This is a genomic window from Nannocystis sp., assembly GCF_016714285.1.
In the GTDB taxonomy this organism is placed as follows: Bacteria; Myxococcota_A; Polyangia; order Nannocystales; family Nannocystaceae; genus Nannocystis.
In genome coordinates, this window is sequence record NZ_JADJNN010000002.1 from 711296 (window position 1) to 726111 (window position 14816).

Annotated in this window: 13 protein-coding genes; 5 read left to right on the top strand and 8 right to left on the bottom strand. The window is 68.5% G+C overall.

All coding sequences use genetic code 11. The annotated features are described in order from the left end of the window. Positions 1 to 11 precede the first annotated feature (11 nt). Positions 12 to 413, bottom strand: a complete 402-nt coding sequence (locus IPJ59_RS07155) for a hypothetical protein (protein WP_293270393.1) — start codon at positions 411 to 413, stop codon at positions 12 to 14. A 199-nt stretch (positions 414 to 612) separates the two neighbouring features. On the opposite strand from IPJ59_RS07155, the gene IPJ59_RS07160 reads away from it, so the two are divergent. Further along, the gene (locus tag IPJ59_RS07160; protein ID WP_293270395.1) at positions 613 to 1461 is read left to right on the top strand and encodes a hypothetical protein; all 849 of its coding nucleotides are present in this window, start codon (positions 613 to 615) and stop codon (positions 1459 to 1461) included. Between the two features lie 206 nt (positions 1462 to 1667). Here IPJ59_RS07160 and IPJ59_RS07165 read toward each other — a convergent pair whose 3' ends face one another. Next, positions 1668 to 2789 (bottom strand): glycoside hydrolase family 88/105 protein, encoded by a 1122-nt coding sequence (locus tag IPJ59_RS07165; RefSeq protein ID WP_293270397.1) that lies wholly within the window; start codon positions 2787 to 2789, stop codon positions 1668 to 1670. A 142-nt stretch (positions 2790 to 2931) separates the two neighbouring features. On the opposite strand from IPJ59_RS07165, the gene IPJ59_RS07170 reads away from it, so the two are divergent. Further along, a complete protein-coding gene (locus tag IPJ59_RS07170) occupies positions 2932 to 4335 on the top strand; it encodes a BNR-4 repeat-containing protein (RefSeq protein ID WP_293270399.1) in 1404 nt (467 codons plus the stop codon). Between the two features lie 21 nt (positions 4336 to 4356). Here the strand turns inward: IPJ59_RS07170 and IPJ59_RS07175 are convergent, their stop codons facing one another. Beyond that, complete coding sequence (locus IPJ59_RS07175) at positions 4357 to 5460, bottom strand: hypothetical protein (protein WP_293270401.1); 1104 nt, start codon at positions 5458 to 5460, stop codon at positions 4357 to 4359. A 265-nt stretch (positions 5461 to 5725) separates the two neighbouring features. Between IPJ59_RS07175 and IPJ59_RS07180 the strand changes: the two genes are divergently transcribed. Both IPJ59_RS07180 and IPJ59_RS07185 read left to right on the top strand, forming a co-directional pair. Further along, the gene (locus IPJ59_RS07180; protein WP_293248445.1) at positions 5726 to 5974 is read left to right on the top strand and encodes a hypothetical protein; all 249 of its coding nucleotides are present in this window, start codon (positions 5726 to 5728) and stop codon (positions 5972 to 5974) included. A gap of 33 nt (positions 5975 to 6007) precedes the next feature. Beyond that, the gene (locus tag IPJ59_RS07185; protein ID WP_293270403.1) at positions 6008 to 6181 is read left to right on the top strand and encodes a hypothetical protein; all 174 of its coding nucleotides are present in this window, start codon (positions 6008 to 6010) and stop codon (positions 6179 to 6181) included. Positions 6182 to 6200: 19 nt separating this feature from the next. Here the strand turns inward: IPJ59_RS07185 and IPJ59_RS07190 are convergent, their stop codons facing one another. Both IPJ59_RS07190 and IPJ59_RS07195 read right to left on the bottom strand, forming a co-directional pair. Next, positions 6201 to 7877, bottom strand: coding sequence for an FG-GAP repeat domain-containing protein (locus IPJ59_RS07190; protein WP_293270405.1), 1677 nt, complete (start codon positions 7875 to 7877; stop codon positions 6201 to 6203). Positions 7878 to 8018: 141 nt separating this feature from the next. After that, positions 8019 to 9545, bottom strand: coding sequence for a DUF4215 domain-containing protein (locus IPJ59_RS07195; RefSeq protein ID WP_293248440.1), 1527 nt, complete (start codon positions 9543 to 9545; stop codon positions 8019 to 8021). A 277-nt stretch (positions 9546 to 9822) separates the two neighbouring features. Between IPJ59_RS07195 and IPJ59_RS07200 the strand changes: the two genes are divergently transcribed. Next, the gene (locus tag IPJ59_RS07200; protein WP_293270407.1) at positions 9823 to 11670 is read left to right on the top strand and encodes a M57 family metalloprotease; all 1848 of its coding nucleotides are present in this window, start codon (positions 9823 to 9825) and stop codon (positions 11668 to 11670) included. Positions 11671 to 11709: 39 nt separating this feature from the next. Here the strand turns inward: IPJ59_RS07200 and IPJ59_RS07205 are convergent, their stop codons facing one another. From IPJ59_RS07205 to IPJ59_RS07215, 3 genes are all read right to left on the bottom strand, one after another. Continuing rightward, positions 11710 to 11835 (bottom strand): hypothetical protein, encoded by a 126-nt coding sequence (locus tag IPJ59_RS07205; protein WP_293248436.1) that lies wholly within the window; start codon positions 11833 to 11835, stop codon positions 11710 to 11712. Between the two features lie 139 nt (positions 11836 to 11974). Continuing rightward, positions 11975 to 13540 carry a cellulase family glycosylhydrolase gene (locus tag IPJ59_RS07210; RefSeq protein ID WP_293270408.1) on the bottom strand — a complete coding sequence of 522 codons (1566 nt, stop codon included), beginning with the start codon at positions 13538 to 13540 and terminating at the stop codon, positions 11975 to 11977. Then, positions 13512 to 14714, bottom strand: a complete 1203-nt coding sequence (locus tag IPJ59_RS07215) for a DUF2891 family protein (RefSeq protein ID WP_293248432.1) — start codon at positions 14712 to 14714, stop codon at positions 13512 to 13514. Before IPJ59_RS07215 ends, IPJ59_RS07210 begins: the two co-directional genes overlap by 29 nt. Positions 14715 to 14816 lie beyond the last annotated feature (102 nt).

Sequence of the window (14816 nt, forward strand, 5' to 3'; positions counted from 1 at the left end):
CTGCCGGGCGCTCAGTCCTCCTTCTTCACCGCCCACACGATATCGCCGTCGGTGCACAGCAGGGCGTCGGTCAGGACGCAGTTCACCGTGGCGGCGAACTCCGGGTCCTTGGGGTTGGTGGCCTTCATCTTGTACTTCCCCGAGTCGACCCGCTCGGCCTCGATCTCGAGCGAATACCCTTCCGAATAGTCATATTCCGTCCCCGGGTAGTCATAGCTCAACGTGACCTCGACCAGGCCCGTAAAGTCATCGTGGATCACCATATCGACAGCGACCGAATAGGAATAGCCTGGTTCCTCTTCCTGCACGTCGAACGAGCTCCAGTGGCCGACGATCGGGTCGTCGGGCCGGTGGCACCCCGTGAAGCTCAGGCCGAGCGCGGCGAACATGGGGATCTTGGCGCGGATTGACATTGGTGGAGGGTACCCGCAATTTCGGCGCGAGTGCGCCCAGCGAGGGTATGGGTGTCAGGCCCGCGAAGGACCCAGGCAGGGCACGCATTGAGGCCGTCCGAGGCCAGACCGTGCCCTATGCATGATCGGCCGCGGGGGGCGAACGCCCCCATGATGAGCCCACCGACCGGTCTGCCCTTTCGTGATAGGGTCGCGGGCCATGGGCATCGAAGTGCAGCCCGCTGCTCCGGCCTTCGCCGTGCTGCTGGCGTTGTCTGCGTGCTTCGTCGATCCCGGCACTGTCACGGGCGCGAGCGGCATGACTGGCACCGGCAGCACGACGGCCGTCGAGGTCACGAGCACCGCGGTGACCACCAGCGGTGGGCCGGCGTTCACGTCGTCGGCGTCGTCCAGCGGGGCCTCCGACCCCGTCGGCACCGACGCGACGACCGGGGCTGCCTGCGTCGCCGGTGGCGGCGATTGCACGGGGCCGGGCGCGAGCTGCTGCGGTGGCTGTCTGGCCTGCGTCAACGGCACCTGCGCGGCGGACCCGAGCGCCTGCGGCCCGTGCCAGGCGTGCGACGGCCAGGGGGGCTGCGCCCCGGAGCGGGAGGGTGCCACCTGCAGCCCCGCCGTCGATCCCTGCTCCGGGCGCGCGTGGGGTGCTGTGAATGGCGAGTGCTTCGCATTCGCGGCGGCGCAGGGCAGCTGCGGCCCGCAGGGCGACTGCGTCCCCCAGCAGTGCGAGGCCCAGGGCGCGCTGGTGTTCAGCTGCCCGCAATGCGTGCTCGACAAGCACGCGTGCCAGGCCGGCGCGGACCTGGGTGGCTTCACCGTCGCGGAGTTCTGTCACCTCAATGAGGAGACGGCAGATTGCGGCGTCGAGTGCGTCAACAACGGGCTGGGCGCCCAGGTCAAGCACAAGAGCTGCAACAGCAAGGGTAAATGCACGGCTCTGGGGACCACGGACTGCGGCCTGTACGCTTGCAACGGGGATCAATGCTACACTTCGTGCATGAGCGCCGCCGAGTGCGTGCTCAGCAAGTGCATCGCTGGCAAGTGTGGTTAGTCCGGGGGCGGCGGCAGGCACAGCTTGCCGCGGGTCGCTGCCAGGTCAGGTACCCGGCGGGTCGCGGATCCTGATCGGCGTCTACACGCTGGCGGGGCCGTTCACAATGGCGTCGTCGTTCTGTCCGCGGGACGGCTCGCCGCCGGCGCGCCACAATGGCGTCGTCGTTCTGTCCGCGGGACGGCTCGTCGCCGGCGCGCGAAGGCTCACCCGCCGTGGGTCCGGCGAAGCTGCTCATTCATGATGAGGAATGCGCCGAGGCCGTGGAAGTCGTTGACCGAACGCGGGCGGTCGATGTAGTAGCGATAGTCGCCGATGTTGGTGCCGACGACGATCTCCGTCAGGCGGGTCAGGCCGTCCTCGTCGCGCGATATCCGGCTCAGGACGCCCTCGTAGCCGCGGTCGGCGACGTCCTGGTAGTCGGCGTCGACCCAGCCCTGCTCGATGCCGCGGGAGATCGTGAACGTGTACATCGACGAGCACGACGTCTCGGTCCAGTTATTGGGCATGTCGCCCTTGTCGACGACCTCGAACCACAGGCCGGACTCCGGGTCCTGGAAGTCCGCGTAGCCGGCGACCAGGTCCGCGAGGATCCGCAGTAGCTCGGGTCGACGCGGGTGGTCCTCGGGGAGGACCTCGAGCACGTGGATCATGGCCATGCCGAACCAGCCGACCGCGCGGCACCAGTGCTCCGGCGCGAGGCCGGTGTCCGGGTCGGCCCAGACCTGCACGCGCGCCTCGTCGTACGCGTGCTTGAGCAGCCCGTTCGGCTGCTGCAGATGGCTCGCGTAGACGACGAGCTGCTTGGCGGCCTCCTCGTTGGCGTACTCCGCGTCGTCGAACTCGCGCCCGTACTCGGCGACGAACGGGGCGACCATGAAGGCGCCGTCGGCCCACAATTGGTGGTCCAACCTGACCGCGTGCCACAGGCCGCCATCGCTGGTCCGCGGGTAGTCGTCGAGGCGGTCGCGGATCTTCTTCGCGGCGATGCGGTAGCGGTCGTCGCCCGTCTCGCGGTGCAGCACGTTCAGCACGCGGCCGGGCATCATGTAGTCGAGGGAGTCGAAGGTGTCGTGGATCGTGCCGTCCTCTGCGACGAACCGATCGGTCCAAGTCCGGATGTACTTCAGGTAGCGCGGGTCCTGGGTCCGCTGGTACACGAGGTATTGCGCGTAGAGGTAGAGGCCGAGCGTGTACTGCCAACCGGGCAGATCGCGGGCGTCGTAACGGGCCATCGTCGACTCGACGACCTCGACCGACCAGTCCTCCGGGGGGGTGCATCCCGCGAGCGCGACGCAGACACACGATACGACGGGCAGGTGCCGCACGACGAGATGGTAGGCGGCGGGCGCGTGGGCATCAAGGTCGGGGGTGACGCGGCCTTCGGAGGGTGTCGGCCTGCCAATTTGTGTGATATTTATCACGCATGTCGAGTGGCGGCGCGAGGATACACTCGTCCGCTGAGGAACCATGTCCCGCGCACGCTCATTGAGCCGCTTTGGATGGGTGATGATCACCGGGGTCGCCGTCCTCGGGGCAGCGTGCGGCGAGCCGGTGGTTGAGTCGGACGCCAAGCCGTGGGTCGCGGGCTCGCTGAAGGTGCTCAACGACAACGGGGCGTGGTCGTGGTTCATGGACGAGCGGGTGATCGTGCACGAGGGCAAGCTGATCGTCGGCTCCGTGCGGGCGGTCGGCGGCCGCGAGGACGAACCGATCTACGGGTCCGCGGGAAACGTCGAGGTCGCGGTGTGGGACCTCGAGACGGACGAGGTTGACACGGTCGTCTTGTTTGAGAAGCTGCAGCAGGACGACCACAGCAACCCGAGCTTCCTCCCGCGGGAGGACGGCGGGCTCCTGGCGATCTACACCAAGCATCGCGTGGACCAGGACGTCTACCTGCAATACTCGATGCCCGGCGACCCGCTTCAGTGGACCCCGCCGACGGTGTTCGAGAGCCCACGCGCGACGACCGGGTCGCACCAGGCGACCTACAGCAACACCTTTCGTTTGCCGTCTGGGCGGATCGTGAATTTTTACCGCGGGTTCGAGCAGGACCCCAATTACATGTACTCGGACGACGACGGGGTCACGTGGACCTACGGCGGGCGGCTCGTCCACGGCCGAAACGGCTACAGCCCCTATGTGAAGTACTGCCAGGACAGCAAGGGGGCGATCCACTTCGTGGCGACCGAGGACCACCCGCGCCAGTACGACAACAGCCTGTATCACGGCATCGTCGACGGCGACCGCATCCTCGGGTCCGACGGCACGATGATCGCCATGCTGAGCACGAACACGGCGCCGTCGGCCGATATCACCCAGCTGACGCGGATCTTCCAGGGCGACCCCGACAACGTCGCGTGGATGACCGACATCGAGCTCGACGAGGAGGAGCGCCCGGTCGTCGCGTTCAGCGTGCAGAAGGACGGCCGCTATTCGGGATCGCATCAGGGCGGCCACGACATCCGTTACCAACACGCCCGCTGGGACGGCAAAGCCTGGCAGTGGCACGTGATCGCCTACGCCGGCGAGCGCCTGTACGCGGGCGAGGACGACTACACTGGCCTGGCCACGCTCGACCCGCGCGACACCCGCGTCGTCTACATCTCGACCAACGCCGACCCGGTCGCGGGCGACCCACTGATCAGCGCCACCGACGGCAAGCAGCACCACGAGCTGTTCCGCGGCGTCACCGGGGACGACGGCGAGACGTGGGAGTGGGAGCCGATCACCCGCGACTCGCGGGACGACAACCTGCGGCCGCTAGTCCCCCGCTGGGACGACGATCGGACCGCGCTGGTGTGGATGCGCGGCACCTACTTGTACAACAGCGGCGAGTGGACCTCCGCGGTCGTCGGGATGATCCTCGAGTGAAGCGGGCTCGACTTGCAGTGTTCACCTGGTGATCGATCTGGACGAACCGCGACGGCGGCGCACGACGAGCAGGAGCGCGAGGAGTCCGAGGCCGGCGCCCGGTTCGCCGACGCTGCAGCCGGTGCTCGCGGGCTCGGGCTGGGTCGCCGGCAGGGGCCACGGCCGGCAGCGCTCGGGGACCCACCCGTCGTCGTTGGCCTCGCAAATGTAGGGCGTGTCCTCGCACAGCTCGGCGAGCATCGGGGTTGGGTCGAGCGGGAGGTCGCCGAGCGGCAGGATCAGGTCTTCGCCCACGCACCGCTCCTCGCTGGTGATTGACTCGCCGGTCGCCAGGCTGAACTGGATGATCGTGAAGCAGGCCGGCTCGGTGAGCGAGCGCGTGAAGGACTGCTTGAGGCTCGTCTCGACTTCGTCGCCGTCCTGGTAGAGCGTGCGGGCCCACTGGGCGGCCGTCGGGTTGTCGAGGATGGAGGCCACGCCCATCGAGGCGCTGAGCCACGCGCGGGACATCGTCGGCACGCACTTGCCCTTGGTCCAGGCGAGGCCCTGTGGGATGTCGCACAGCTCCTGCGCGACGGGGTAGGCGCCGTCGCAGCAGACCATCGAGTCGAGCGCCATCAGCGGGGAGTCGCCGTACGAGGAGTCCGACCATACCTTCGGCGCGGCCAGCGGCTCGGCTTTCCCGGCGGTGGTCGTGAATTCGAGGGGGATGTCGACCTGCTTCGCCGCGCATTCGCCGGGCACGTCGTCGCCGTTGAGGTACGAGGCGTTCACCGTGTAGGTGGTCTCGGACCGCAGGAGCTCGGCCGGACGCCACAGCAGGATGTCCGTCATGCCCGGTCGATCGATCGCCTCGACGGACCCGTCGACCAGCTCGCCGTCGGCGCTGACCAGCAGCGTCAATGCGTCGACGAGCTGCGCCGCGGTGACCTCGCCGAACCATTGCGCCTGCAACACCAGCACGCCGTCGATCGGGACGTCGACGTTGACGTCGACGCCGGCGCCGACGCGCTGGAGTCCGACGAACGCAGTGGTCCCGGCGCACGGGTCCGGGGTGCACGCCGCGGCCTCGTCTGCGAGGAGGACCCCGAGGGCAGCCGGGAGGCAGATCCAGGGACGCAACATCGCGGAGCATTCTCCCACCTTCGCGCGGCGTCCGCAGCATCGCGGCGGTCGTGCGGTTTCCCGGCATCGGCCGTGACGTCACGTGGTCCGCGGCCCGGCATCTCCCGCGGCGACAGCGGAAACCGCGGCCCGGAACCCGGATGCCCGGTCCATGGATCACCGGCGAAACAGGTGGGCGAACAGGCCGGGCGGCCGGAGGAGCACGCAGCTGCCCCGACCGAGGAACGCAGTGGCGAACACCGGGTACTCGATGAGGGTCCGGCTCGTGCGCGAGGCCGAGCACCTCGGGCTGCGGGTCGGCGTCGAGGTTGGCGATCTGCGGGAAGCCGGGTTCGATGCCCGCGGTGATGTAGAGCGGCGTGCCGTCGTGGTGAAACGCCGCGTGGCCGAACACGATCTCGAGGTCACCGTCGTCGTCGAGGTCGGCGAGGGCGGTGGCTGGACAGAAAGGGTGTCAAGTGTCGGACGATGGTCACGCGGGGCGACGTCAGCCCACACCTCCAGGTTGGCGTAGGTGGCCCCATACCACGGGTAGTGCGTCGACAACGTGCTGGCGTCCGAGGTCAAGCACAAGATCTACAACAACAAGGGCAAGTGCACGACCCTCGACAGCATGAATTGCGGCCTGTACACCTGCGAAGCGGGTCAGTGCAACACATCGTGCACTGGCGCCGGCCAGTGCGTGGCATTTAGCATGTGCACGGCTGGCAAGTGTATCTGAGGTTTCTCGCCGTGTGCTGTTAGCCCGGAGGCGGCGGCAGACACAGCTTGCCGCCCTCGATCTGCGCGTTGGTACGGTAGGTGTTGAGGTCGGCCCAGGAGTGCGGCTCGACCTGAGGGATCGTCCCGTCCTCGCGGACGTTGGTGACGTGATAAGTGTGTTGATTCCAGATCCGCCGGGCCTGGATCCACCGGTCCTGTTTGTCACGGATCACCTGCACCGTGATCCCGTCGGCGACGTTATCGGTGGTCTCGTTGGAGACGACGATGATCTCCGCCGAGCCGTCGTTGTCGACGTCGACGACCACCGGGTACTCGATGAGGGTCCGGCTCGTGCGCGACGCCATCAGCTCCACGCCGCCCTTGTCGTCGTAGATGAAGAGGTTCAGCTCGTCGGCGTACATCGCCTCGGCTCCGCCGTCGCCGAGGAAGTCGAACGCGGTGCCCGCGGCGATGCCGGTCGGGTCCGAGATGTTGACCGTCCAGCGCACCTTGCCGTCGCGCTCGAACACCGAGTAATGCGCCGAGGAGCTCAGCGCGAACTCGGCGACGCCGTCGCCGTCGAAGTCGTGCACGGTCGCCGGGCGCGACCAGTTGAGGCCGTCGGCGGGGTCGCCGGTGGGCCGCAGGTCCTTGTATTTGACCGTGCCGTCGTGATCGAGGAGGGTGATGCCGTTGGTGTTGGCGATGAGCACCTCGGGCTGCGGGTCGGCGTCGAGGTTGGCGATCTGCGGGAAGCCGGGCTCGATGCCCGGCGTGTTGTAGAGCGGCGTGCCGTCGTGGTGAAACGCCGCGTGGCCGAACACGATCTCGAGGTCACCGTCGTCATCGAGGTCGGCGAGGGCGGTGGCCGGACAGATCACGTTGAGGAGCTTCGCCTCCCACAAGAAGAGGCCCTGGTGGTCGGCGAGGATATCGTCGTAGGCGATCTCGACATCACCGTCGTTGTCGACGTCGCCGAGCGCGATGGCGCCGCCGATACCATTATACCCGGGGACCTTGAAGCCGGACCACTTGGGCGTGCCGTCGTGCTCGTAGGCGACCAGGGTGCCCTGGTCCGAGAGCGTGACGATCTCGACCAGGCCGTCGCCGTCGATGTCGCCGATCGCCGGCGTGACGCTGTCCGAGACGTTGTCCTCGATCTTGTAATGCACCGAGCCCGTCGCGCCGTCGAGCAGGTAGATGCGCCCCGGCGGCTGCGGGTTGGCGAGCTCCGGCGTGGCGACGATGAGGATGTCGGGGATATCGCACAGGTCGATGACGCCGTCGTTGTTGTCATCCGTGAAGTTGGCGACCAGCGGCGTGACGATGCTGTATACGTCCCCCGGCGCCGTCCATGTCCACTGAATGTCCGGCTCGAAGCTGTCCGGCGGGGCCTTCTTGCCGCACTCGCCGACGCCGTTCATGTCGTCCAGGACCTCGCAGGAGGCCGGCCCGCCGCCGGTCGGGTCGAAGTCCCGGGTGACCCCGACATCGAGCTTCAGCGCGTCGCCCTGAGTCTCGCCGCTGGCCTGGCCGGTGGTGGAAGTCGGGGCGCCGGTAGCGTCGCCGGTGGTCGCGGTGGTCGTGCCAGGCGTCGTCGCGGTGGTGACACCCGTCATCGTCGCACTGGCGCTGTCCTGCGCCGCGTCCCCGCAGCCGAGCAGCGCCAGGCTGATCCATAGATAGGGAGCTCCGTGCTCGTGGGTCTTCGTCATGATGGCGAGCAGGGTGCGCGAGCGAAACGGTGAATGTCAAGAGTCGGACCAGCCTCACCCGGGCGGGCGAGGTCAGCCCACGCATCGGCGGGCGACGGGCCAGGCCTCGCTCGTGGCCGGGCGGACGCGCCGCTGCGCTGCTCAGCGGACCCAGAGCAGCTGCTTCATCTTGGCCACGTAGACGTTGTCGATCGTGGTGTAGGTGCCCCAGCCCTGGCCGGCGTGGTTGCCGGTGCCGTTATGGTTGCCGTTGACGCGGAGGCCGAAGCGGGCGCCGCCGTTCCAGTCGCACTGGCCCCCGTCGGGCAGGAAGGCGACGCCGTTCAGCTTCTTCAGGTTGAGGCCGTAATTGACGTACTTGTTCGCCGGGTTGCAGCCGCCGACGGCGAGGTGCTTGTCGTAGGCGGCGTGGATGCCCTCGAAGTAGGGGAGCAGCATCGTCTTGTTGACCTCGACGCCGGGGCCGAGGAACAGCGCGGTGGCGTTGGCGACCGGGGCGCCGAGGACGTAGATCTGCGAGCTGGTGCTGTCGGTCGCGCTGGTGCGCAGCTCGCCGAAGCCGACAGTGAGGAAGGTCTGGTACTTCGACTTCTTGGCGTCGGTGACGAAGTCGAAGTCGGCCGGGTTCAGGGTCAGGTTATTCTCCCACAATACGTCGTCGTAGTGGAAGTTGGTGTTGATCGACTTCATGATCAGGGTCCAGCCGCCGCCGTCGTGGGTCATGTCGCAGTAGGCCTCGAAGGCCGGGTTCGGGCCGCCCTCGTCGGGGTCGAGCATGAACTTGCCGTCCTTGAGCGTGTTGTCGCCGGCGAACAGCGACTTGCAGCTCTTGTTGCTGACGCACTTGTTGTTCAGGCAGGGGCCGATGCCGCAATCTGCGTCCATGCTGCAGGCGTTGCCGAGGCCGCACTTGGGGCACTGGCCGCCGCCGCAGTCGACGTCGGTCTCGCTGCCGTTCTTGGCCTTGTCCATGCAAGTCGGCAGCTTGCAGGCGTTGCTGCAGCCGTCGTCGTCGATGTCGTTGGCGTCGTCGCACTCCTCGCTGCCCATGAACACGACCGAGTCGCCGCACACGGCCTTGAGGCAGGTGCTCAGGCAGGCGTCTTCATCGATGTCATTGCCGTCATCGCACTCCTCGGGGGCCTGGACGACGGCGTCGCCGCAGGCCGCCGAGGCGCAGGTGTTGCTGCAGGCGTCGTCGTCGACGTCGTTGCCGTCGTCGCAGGCTTCGCCAGGGCCGACGATCGCGTCGCCGCAGGCGGCGTTCTTGCAGAGGTTGGTGCACGCGTCCTCGTCGATGTCGTTGCCGTCGTCGCACTCCTCGCCGGGGTCGACGACGGTGTCGCCGCAGACCGGGGCCGCGCCGGTGGTGGCGTCGGTCGTGGTGGCGTCGGTGGTGGTGGCGTCGGTCGTGGCGGTGGTGCTGTTGATGTCGGTGGTGGAGGCGTCGCTGCCGCTCGCGGAGGTCGCGTCCGACGAGGTGCTGGTCGGCGGTTCGGTGGTGGTCGGGCTGGTGGTGTCCGGGGCGGTGGTGGAGGCGGCGGCGGTGGTGGAGCCGGCCTCGGTCGCGCCGCCGGTCGTCGCGTTGCCGGTGCCAGTGTCGTCGCCGCCGCAGCCGATCGTCGCCACGCAGGCCAGAGCCATCGTCAGATGCTTTACGTTGGTCATGTTCATTTCCATCCTATGAGTGTCAACGGCGGCATCTTGACACGAGGCTAGCGTTGGTCGCAACGGACCATTTCACGCGCCTGACGGCGCGTGGGCGACCCGGCGGCGAGCGGGAGCGCGAGCAGCCGGCGGGCCGCTGCGCGGGCGCGAGGGACGAGTAAGGACGAGTAAGTACGAGTAAGGAACGACGAGTAAGGACGAGTAAGGATCTCGAGGCTGGGCTGGCGACACCACCACGACGTGACCGATGGACGCGGCTCACAGGAGAGATTGAACGATGAATACAGCCACTGAGACACGGATTTTCTTCACTGTTGCTGCGGCGCTCGCCCTCGGCTGCGACCTCGCGTCGGACCGCATCGATCCCGCGGACCTTGATCCGGAGGAGGAGGCCGCGGAGATCGTCGAGAATCTCCGCCTCGCGGGTTACCCCGAGAGCGAGATCGAGGCCCGGGCGGACGGCGTGGTCATCGTCGGCGGGGACGCCGTGGTCAGCCTCGCGGCGTCCCGCGAGATGGTCGCCTCGGAGGACCAGGATGGTCCTTCGTTTCGCCAGTACCGCACCAACAATCTGGTGAGCAAGAGCAAGAACACCATCTGTGTCAATGGGGCCGCCTTCACCGGGACCCTGAGCACGGGCCTCGATCGGGCGATCGCCAACTACACCAACCTCGACCTGACCTTCAACATGGTCCGCACCGCGGGCTCCACGGTGGGCTGCGACGCGACGATCGTCGCCTTCGTGGTCGCAGGTGAGCAGGGGCTGGCGGAGTTCCCCGCGGGCGGTAATCCGAACACCTGGATCGAGATCGGCTCGGGTGTGGCCAACTACGGGGTCGCTGTGAGCACCCAGGTCATCACCCACGAGCTCGGGCACTGTCTCGGGCTTCGCCACACGGATTACTACAACCCGGACATTAGCTGCGGCCAGGGCGGCAGCGGCGGCAACGAGGGGGATGCCGGTGTCGGCGCGGTCCACATTCCGGGGACCCCGACGACCGCGACCTACAATGGGTCGATCATGAACTCATGCTATAACTCGGGCAGCACCGGCGTGTGGACCGCGAACGACCTCACCGCGCTCAAGGAGCTCTACGGCCTGGGCCCGTTCGGGTCGGCCGTATCCTCGTTCGCCGGAACCCTGGACGTGGCCAACCTCGACGGCTCCGGGCACTTCCTCGTCGGCGCCGCGGACGTGACCGGGGACCACCGCGCCGACCTGGTGAGCGTCAGCGTCGACGGCAGCGCGTATGTGTGGCCCGGGCAGGTCAACGGCAGCTTCGGCAGCGCCGTCTCGTCCTTCGCGGGCTCGCTGGACCTCGCCAACCTCGATGGTTATGGCCACTTCATCGTCGACGTCGCGGACGTGACCGGCGACGGCCGCGCCGACCTCGTCAGCGCGCACAGCAACGGCAGCGCGTACGTGTGGCCGGGTCAGGCGAACGGCGGCTTCGGCGGCGCGGTGGCGTCGTTCGCCGGGAGCCTGGACGTGGCGAACATCGACGGCAAGGGGCATTACCTGCTCGCGGCCGCCGATGTCACCGGGGATGGTCGCGCCGACCTGGTCAGCTCGCACACGAATGGCAGCGCGTACGTGTGGCCCGGGCTGGCGAACGGCGGCTTCGGCGGCGCGGTGGCGTCGTTCGGGGGCACGCTGGATATGGCCAACCTCGACAAATCGGGGCACTTCATCGTCGATCTCGCGGACGTGACCGGGGACGGCCGCGCCGACCTGGTCAGCTCGCACACGAACGGCAGCGCGTACGTGTGGCCCGGGCTGGCGAGCGGCAGCTTCGGCGGCGCGGTGGCGTCATTCGCCGGCAGCCTGGACATGGCCAACCTCGACGCCTTCGGGCACTACCTGATCTCGGTCGCGGATGTCAGCGGAGACGGGCGCGCAGATCTGGTCAGCTCGCACACGAACGGCAGCGCGTACGTGTGGCCCGGCCAGGCGAACGGCGGCTTCGGCGGCGCCTCATCATCGTTCAACGGGACCCTGGACATGGCCAACATTGACATGTCGGGGCACTTCATCCTCGACGCTGCCGACGTGACCGGGGACGGCCGCGCCGACCTCGTCAGCGCCCACACCAACCGCAGCGCGTACGTGTGGCTCGCCCAGTAGCCGTCGTGGAGAATGTCATGAGCTGTCCCACGGGACAGCTCATGGGATCTTCGGGGTCCTCGCTGCGCTGTCGAGGAAGTGGATCTCGCGGCCCTCGCACTCGTCGGTGTCGAGTGGCTGCCACAGGTCGCTCGCCAGCTCGAAGATCTGCGGCGGCACGACCATCGAGAAGGTCGGGCCCTGGGCGAGGTTGCGGGCCTCGACGCGCTCGCGGCGGAGCTCGCGGGGGGCGTCGAGGACGTAGATCGTGAGCTCGTGGCCGCTGGCGACGACGATGCCTCGACGATCGGGAGCCCGCGGCCGATCACGGCGCGGTGAATTGCACGGACACCGCGGTCCCCTCCGGCGCCTGGACGCGGAGCTCGCCGCGCTCGGTGTCGACGGTGTAGCAGGCGCCGGGGCCGGTGATCGTGACGGCAGGCGCCGTTGGGAACAGGCGCGGGGGCAGGGCGAGCTCGGTGATACCGCCGTCGCCGGTCCAGGAGGCGCTGGCGCTGCGGGCCACCGGGTCCCAGGTGAATGTGGGGTCTGTGCCGGCGACGGCGCGGAGCCAGGGTCGGACGTAGATATCGACGATCGGCCGCTCGACGCCGGCGGCGTCGACGAGCGAGAGGTCCTCCTCGTTCCACAGCTCCTCGTTTTGTGAGTACTCCCAGAGGGTGCCGGAGACGCGGTGTTTGTCGAGGGAGTCGACCATCTTGGTGAGCCAGTCCTCGCCGCCGGTGGCGCCCAGGTGGTAGCCGAATTCGCCGATGAGGGGGTGGAGGCCGTTGGTGCGGGAGAATTCGGCGAGGGGGGCGATGTGCTCCTCGGGGACGTTGCCGGCGTAGGGGTCGCCGGCGATGAGGCCGGGGTCGTAGAGGTGGGGGGCGTAGATGAGGCCGTCGCCGGCGGGGCGGAAGTGCTGGACGGAGGAGAGGCCGACGGCCTCGACGCCGGTGTTGTTGTAGAGGAGCAGGAGCTCGTCGCCGATGATGCCGCGGAGGTGGGCGATGGTGGCGGTGTGGAACGGGGTGAGGGTGGTCTTCTTCCAGGAATTGATGTTATCGGCGGTGCCCCAGCCGGGCTCGTTGAGGAGCTCGAGGCCGAGGACGCCGGGGTGGTCGGCGACGCGCTCGGCCATATGTTGCCACATGGCGCGGTAGTGGGTCTGGACGTCGTCGGCGTCGGCCCAGAAGCGGTCGAAGCTGTCGCGGACGCCGGCGTCGATGATGTAGCCGAGGCCCCAATTGGGGCAGTCGTGATGGGGCGGGCCGTAGTCCGCGGCGAGGGTCCAGAGTGGGAAGCCGTCGCCGCAGAAGGGCGAGGCGTAGACGTCCTGGTGGAAGTCGACGATGACGCGCAGGCCGAGGGCCCAGGCGGCGTCGATCATGGCGACATAGCGGTCGAGGTAGGCCTCGTCGTATTGGCCTTTTGTGGGCTCTAACGCCTCCCACGAGAAGGGCAGGCGGACGGTGTCGAGGCCCCAGTCGTGCAGGCGCGCGAAGAAGGGCGGGGCCGCGGCTTGCACGTCGGCGACGGTCGGGGCGGGGCCGACGGTGAAGGGCAGGAAGGGGGCGTACTTGGAGCGGCCGCCGGTGTTGACGCCGCGCAGTTGGACGTCGCGGCCGTGCTGGTCACGCAGGGCGCCGAGCTTGTCGACGATCAGTCGGGCGTTGCTGAGGGGGACGGGCTCGAGGGCGACGGCGCAGGGGCCGGGCTCGGCGGGTTCGCCGGTGGTCGGGGCGGTGGGTTCACTGGCGCCATCGCTGGTGGTGCCAGCGCTGGTGGTGCCATTGGCGGTGGCGTCGCTGGTGGTGTTGGACTGGCCGCAGGCGCAGGCGAGCAGGACGGCGAGGAGTTCAATCTGCGTAGGTCTGGGAGATGGCATAGACACCGAATTGGGCGACCCAGTGGGCATAATTGTTGTAATCCTCGGCCCAGTATTGTGGGTGGTTGAGATGCGTCGTGACGTGGTCGTAGAAGAGGTCGCGGTAGGCGACGTCGTCGCTGGCCTTGTACAGCGACCACAGGCCCCAGCTGCGCGAGAAGTTGAGGCCGCTGATGTGGGCGGCGGCGGGCATCTCGATCGGTGTGAGGGTTGGTTCGGCGGGGAGCCAGTCGGCGAGCCAGGGGGCCGAGGCGGCGCCGGGGAGCAGGGTGACGATGGCGCGGGCGCGGTGGAGGCAGGGCGGGAAGAAGTTGTCGGCGTCGGTCTCTTCCTGGCTGAAGGGACAGGCCGCGTCGAAGGCCGGGTCTTGCAGGATGTCCGCGGCGTAGGTCTCCATCGCGGCGGCGAGCTCGGCGTCGTCGGTCCACTGGGCCCACTGCCACAGGTTCAGGACGGCCCACGAGAGGTTGGCGTAGTCGTCGGCGAGGACGCCGGTGGAGATCTGGGGCGGGGTGCGGGACTCGAGCCAGGCGCGCAGCTGGTCGCGGATCTCGGTGGCCAGCGGGCGCAGGTCCTGCTTGCCGGTGCCGAGCTCGCGCTCGACGGCGAGGGTCAGGAACCACGAATAGCCGTAGGGGACCTCCTGCGGGATCTTGCCTTGCTGGACGCGCTGGAGCTCGGCGTCGAGGCCGGCGGGGGTCAGCTTCACCTCGGCGGCGGCGAGGTAGCTGGGGTCGCCGGTGTGGCGCGAGACGGCGTGCAGGGCGTAGGTGGCGTGGACGGCGGAGTGCCAGTCGATGCAGCCGTTGAACACGGGGTGCTGGGTGTCCTGCTTGGCGATGCAGGTGAGGATCGGTACGGCGAGGGCGCGCAGGTGGTCGTCGCGGGCGATCAGGAAGTCGTCCCACGGGCCCGCGGGGGCGCCGGTGCTCGAGTCCGTGGTGGTGGTCTCGCCGGGGTCGCTCGTGCTCGTGCTCGGGTCGGTGGTCGCGGTGGTCGTGGCGTCGCTGGTGGGGGAGTCGCTCGTGCTGCTGTTGGGGATCGTGGCGGCGTCGTCGGTGCTGGCCTGGCCGGTGGAGGCGGTGGTGGCATCGGTGGTGGCGTCGCCGTCGTCGCCGCAGCCGGCGAGGAGGAGGCCGAGCGCGAGCAGGGGGGCGAGGTCGCGGGGGTGCACAGCGTCATGCAAAGCACCAAAGCCGCGAGGCTGTCAACCGGGCGCGGGCTGGCCGTGGGTTTGCGCGGGGCAGGGCGGCGTGATTTGCCTTGGGGGCGGGAT

Excerpts from the sequence above, each read along its gene's own strand:
- IPJ59_RS07195 (WP_293248440.1), bottom strand. The coding sequence starts at position 9,545 with ATGACCAACGTAAAGCATCTGACGATGGCTCTGGCCTGCGTGGCGACG.
- IPJ59_RS07205 (WP_293248436.1), bottom strand. The coding sequence starts at position 11,835 with ATGGTCGTGCCGCCGCAGATCTTCGAGCTGGCGAGCGACCTGTGGCAG.
- IPJ59_RS07175 (WP_293270401.1), bottom strand. The coding sequence starts at position 5,460 with ATGTTGCGTCCCTGGATCTGCCTCCCGGCTGCCCTCGGGGTCCTCCTC.
- IPJ59_RS07200 (WP_293270407.1), top strand. The coding sequence starts at position 9,823 with ATGAATACAGCCACTGAGACACGGATTTTCTTCACTGTTGCTGCGGCG.
- IPJ59_RS07155 (WP_293270393.1), bottom strand. The coding sequence starts at position 413 with ATGTCAATCCGCGCCAAGATCCCCATGTTCGCCGCGCTCGGCCTGAGC.
- IPJ59_RS07170 (WP_293270399.1), top strand. The coding sequence starts at position 2,932 with ATGTCCCGCGCACGCTCATTGAGCCGCTTTGGATGGGTGATGATCACC.
- IPJ59_RS07160 (WP_293270395.1), top strand. The coding sequence starts at position 613 with ATGGGCATCGAAGTGCAGCCCGCTGCTCCGGCCTTCGCCGTGCTGCTG.
- IPJ59_RS07190 (WP_293270405.1), bottom strand. The coding sequence starts at position 7,877 with ATGACGAAGACCCACGAGCACGGAGCTCCCTATCTATGGATCAGCCTG.
- IPJ59_RS07210 (WP_293270408.1), bottom strand. The coding sequence starts at position 13,540 with ATGCCATCTCCCAGACCTACGCAGATTGAACTCCTCGCCGTCCTGCTC.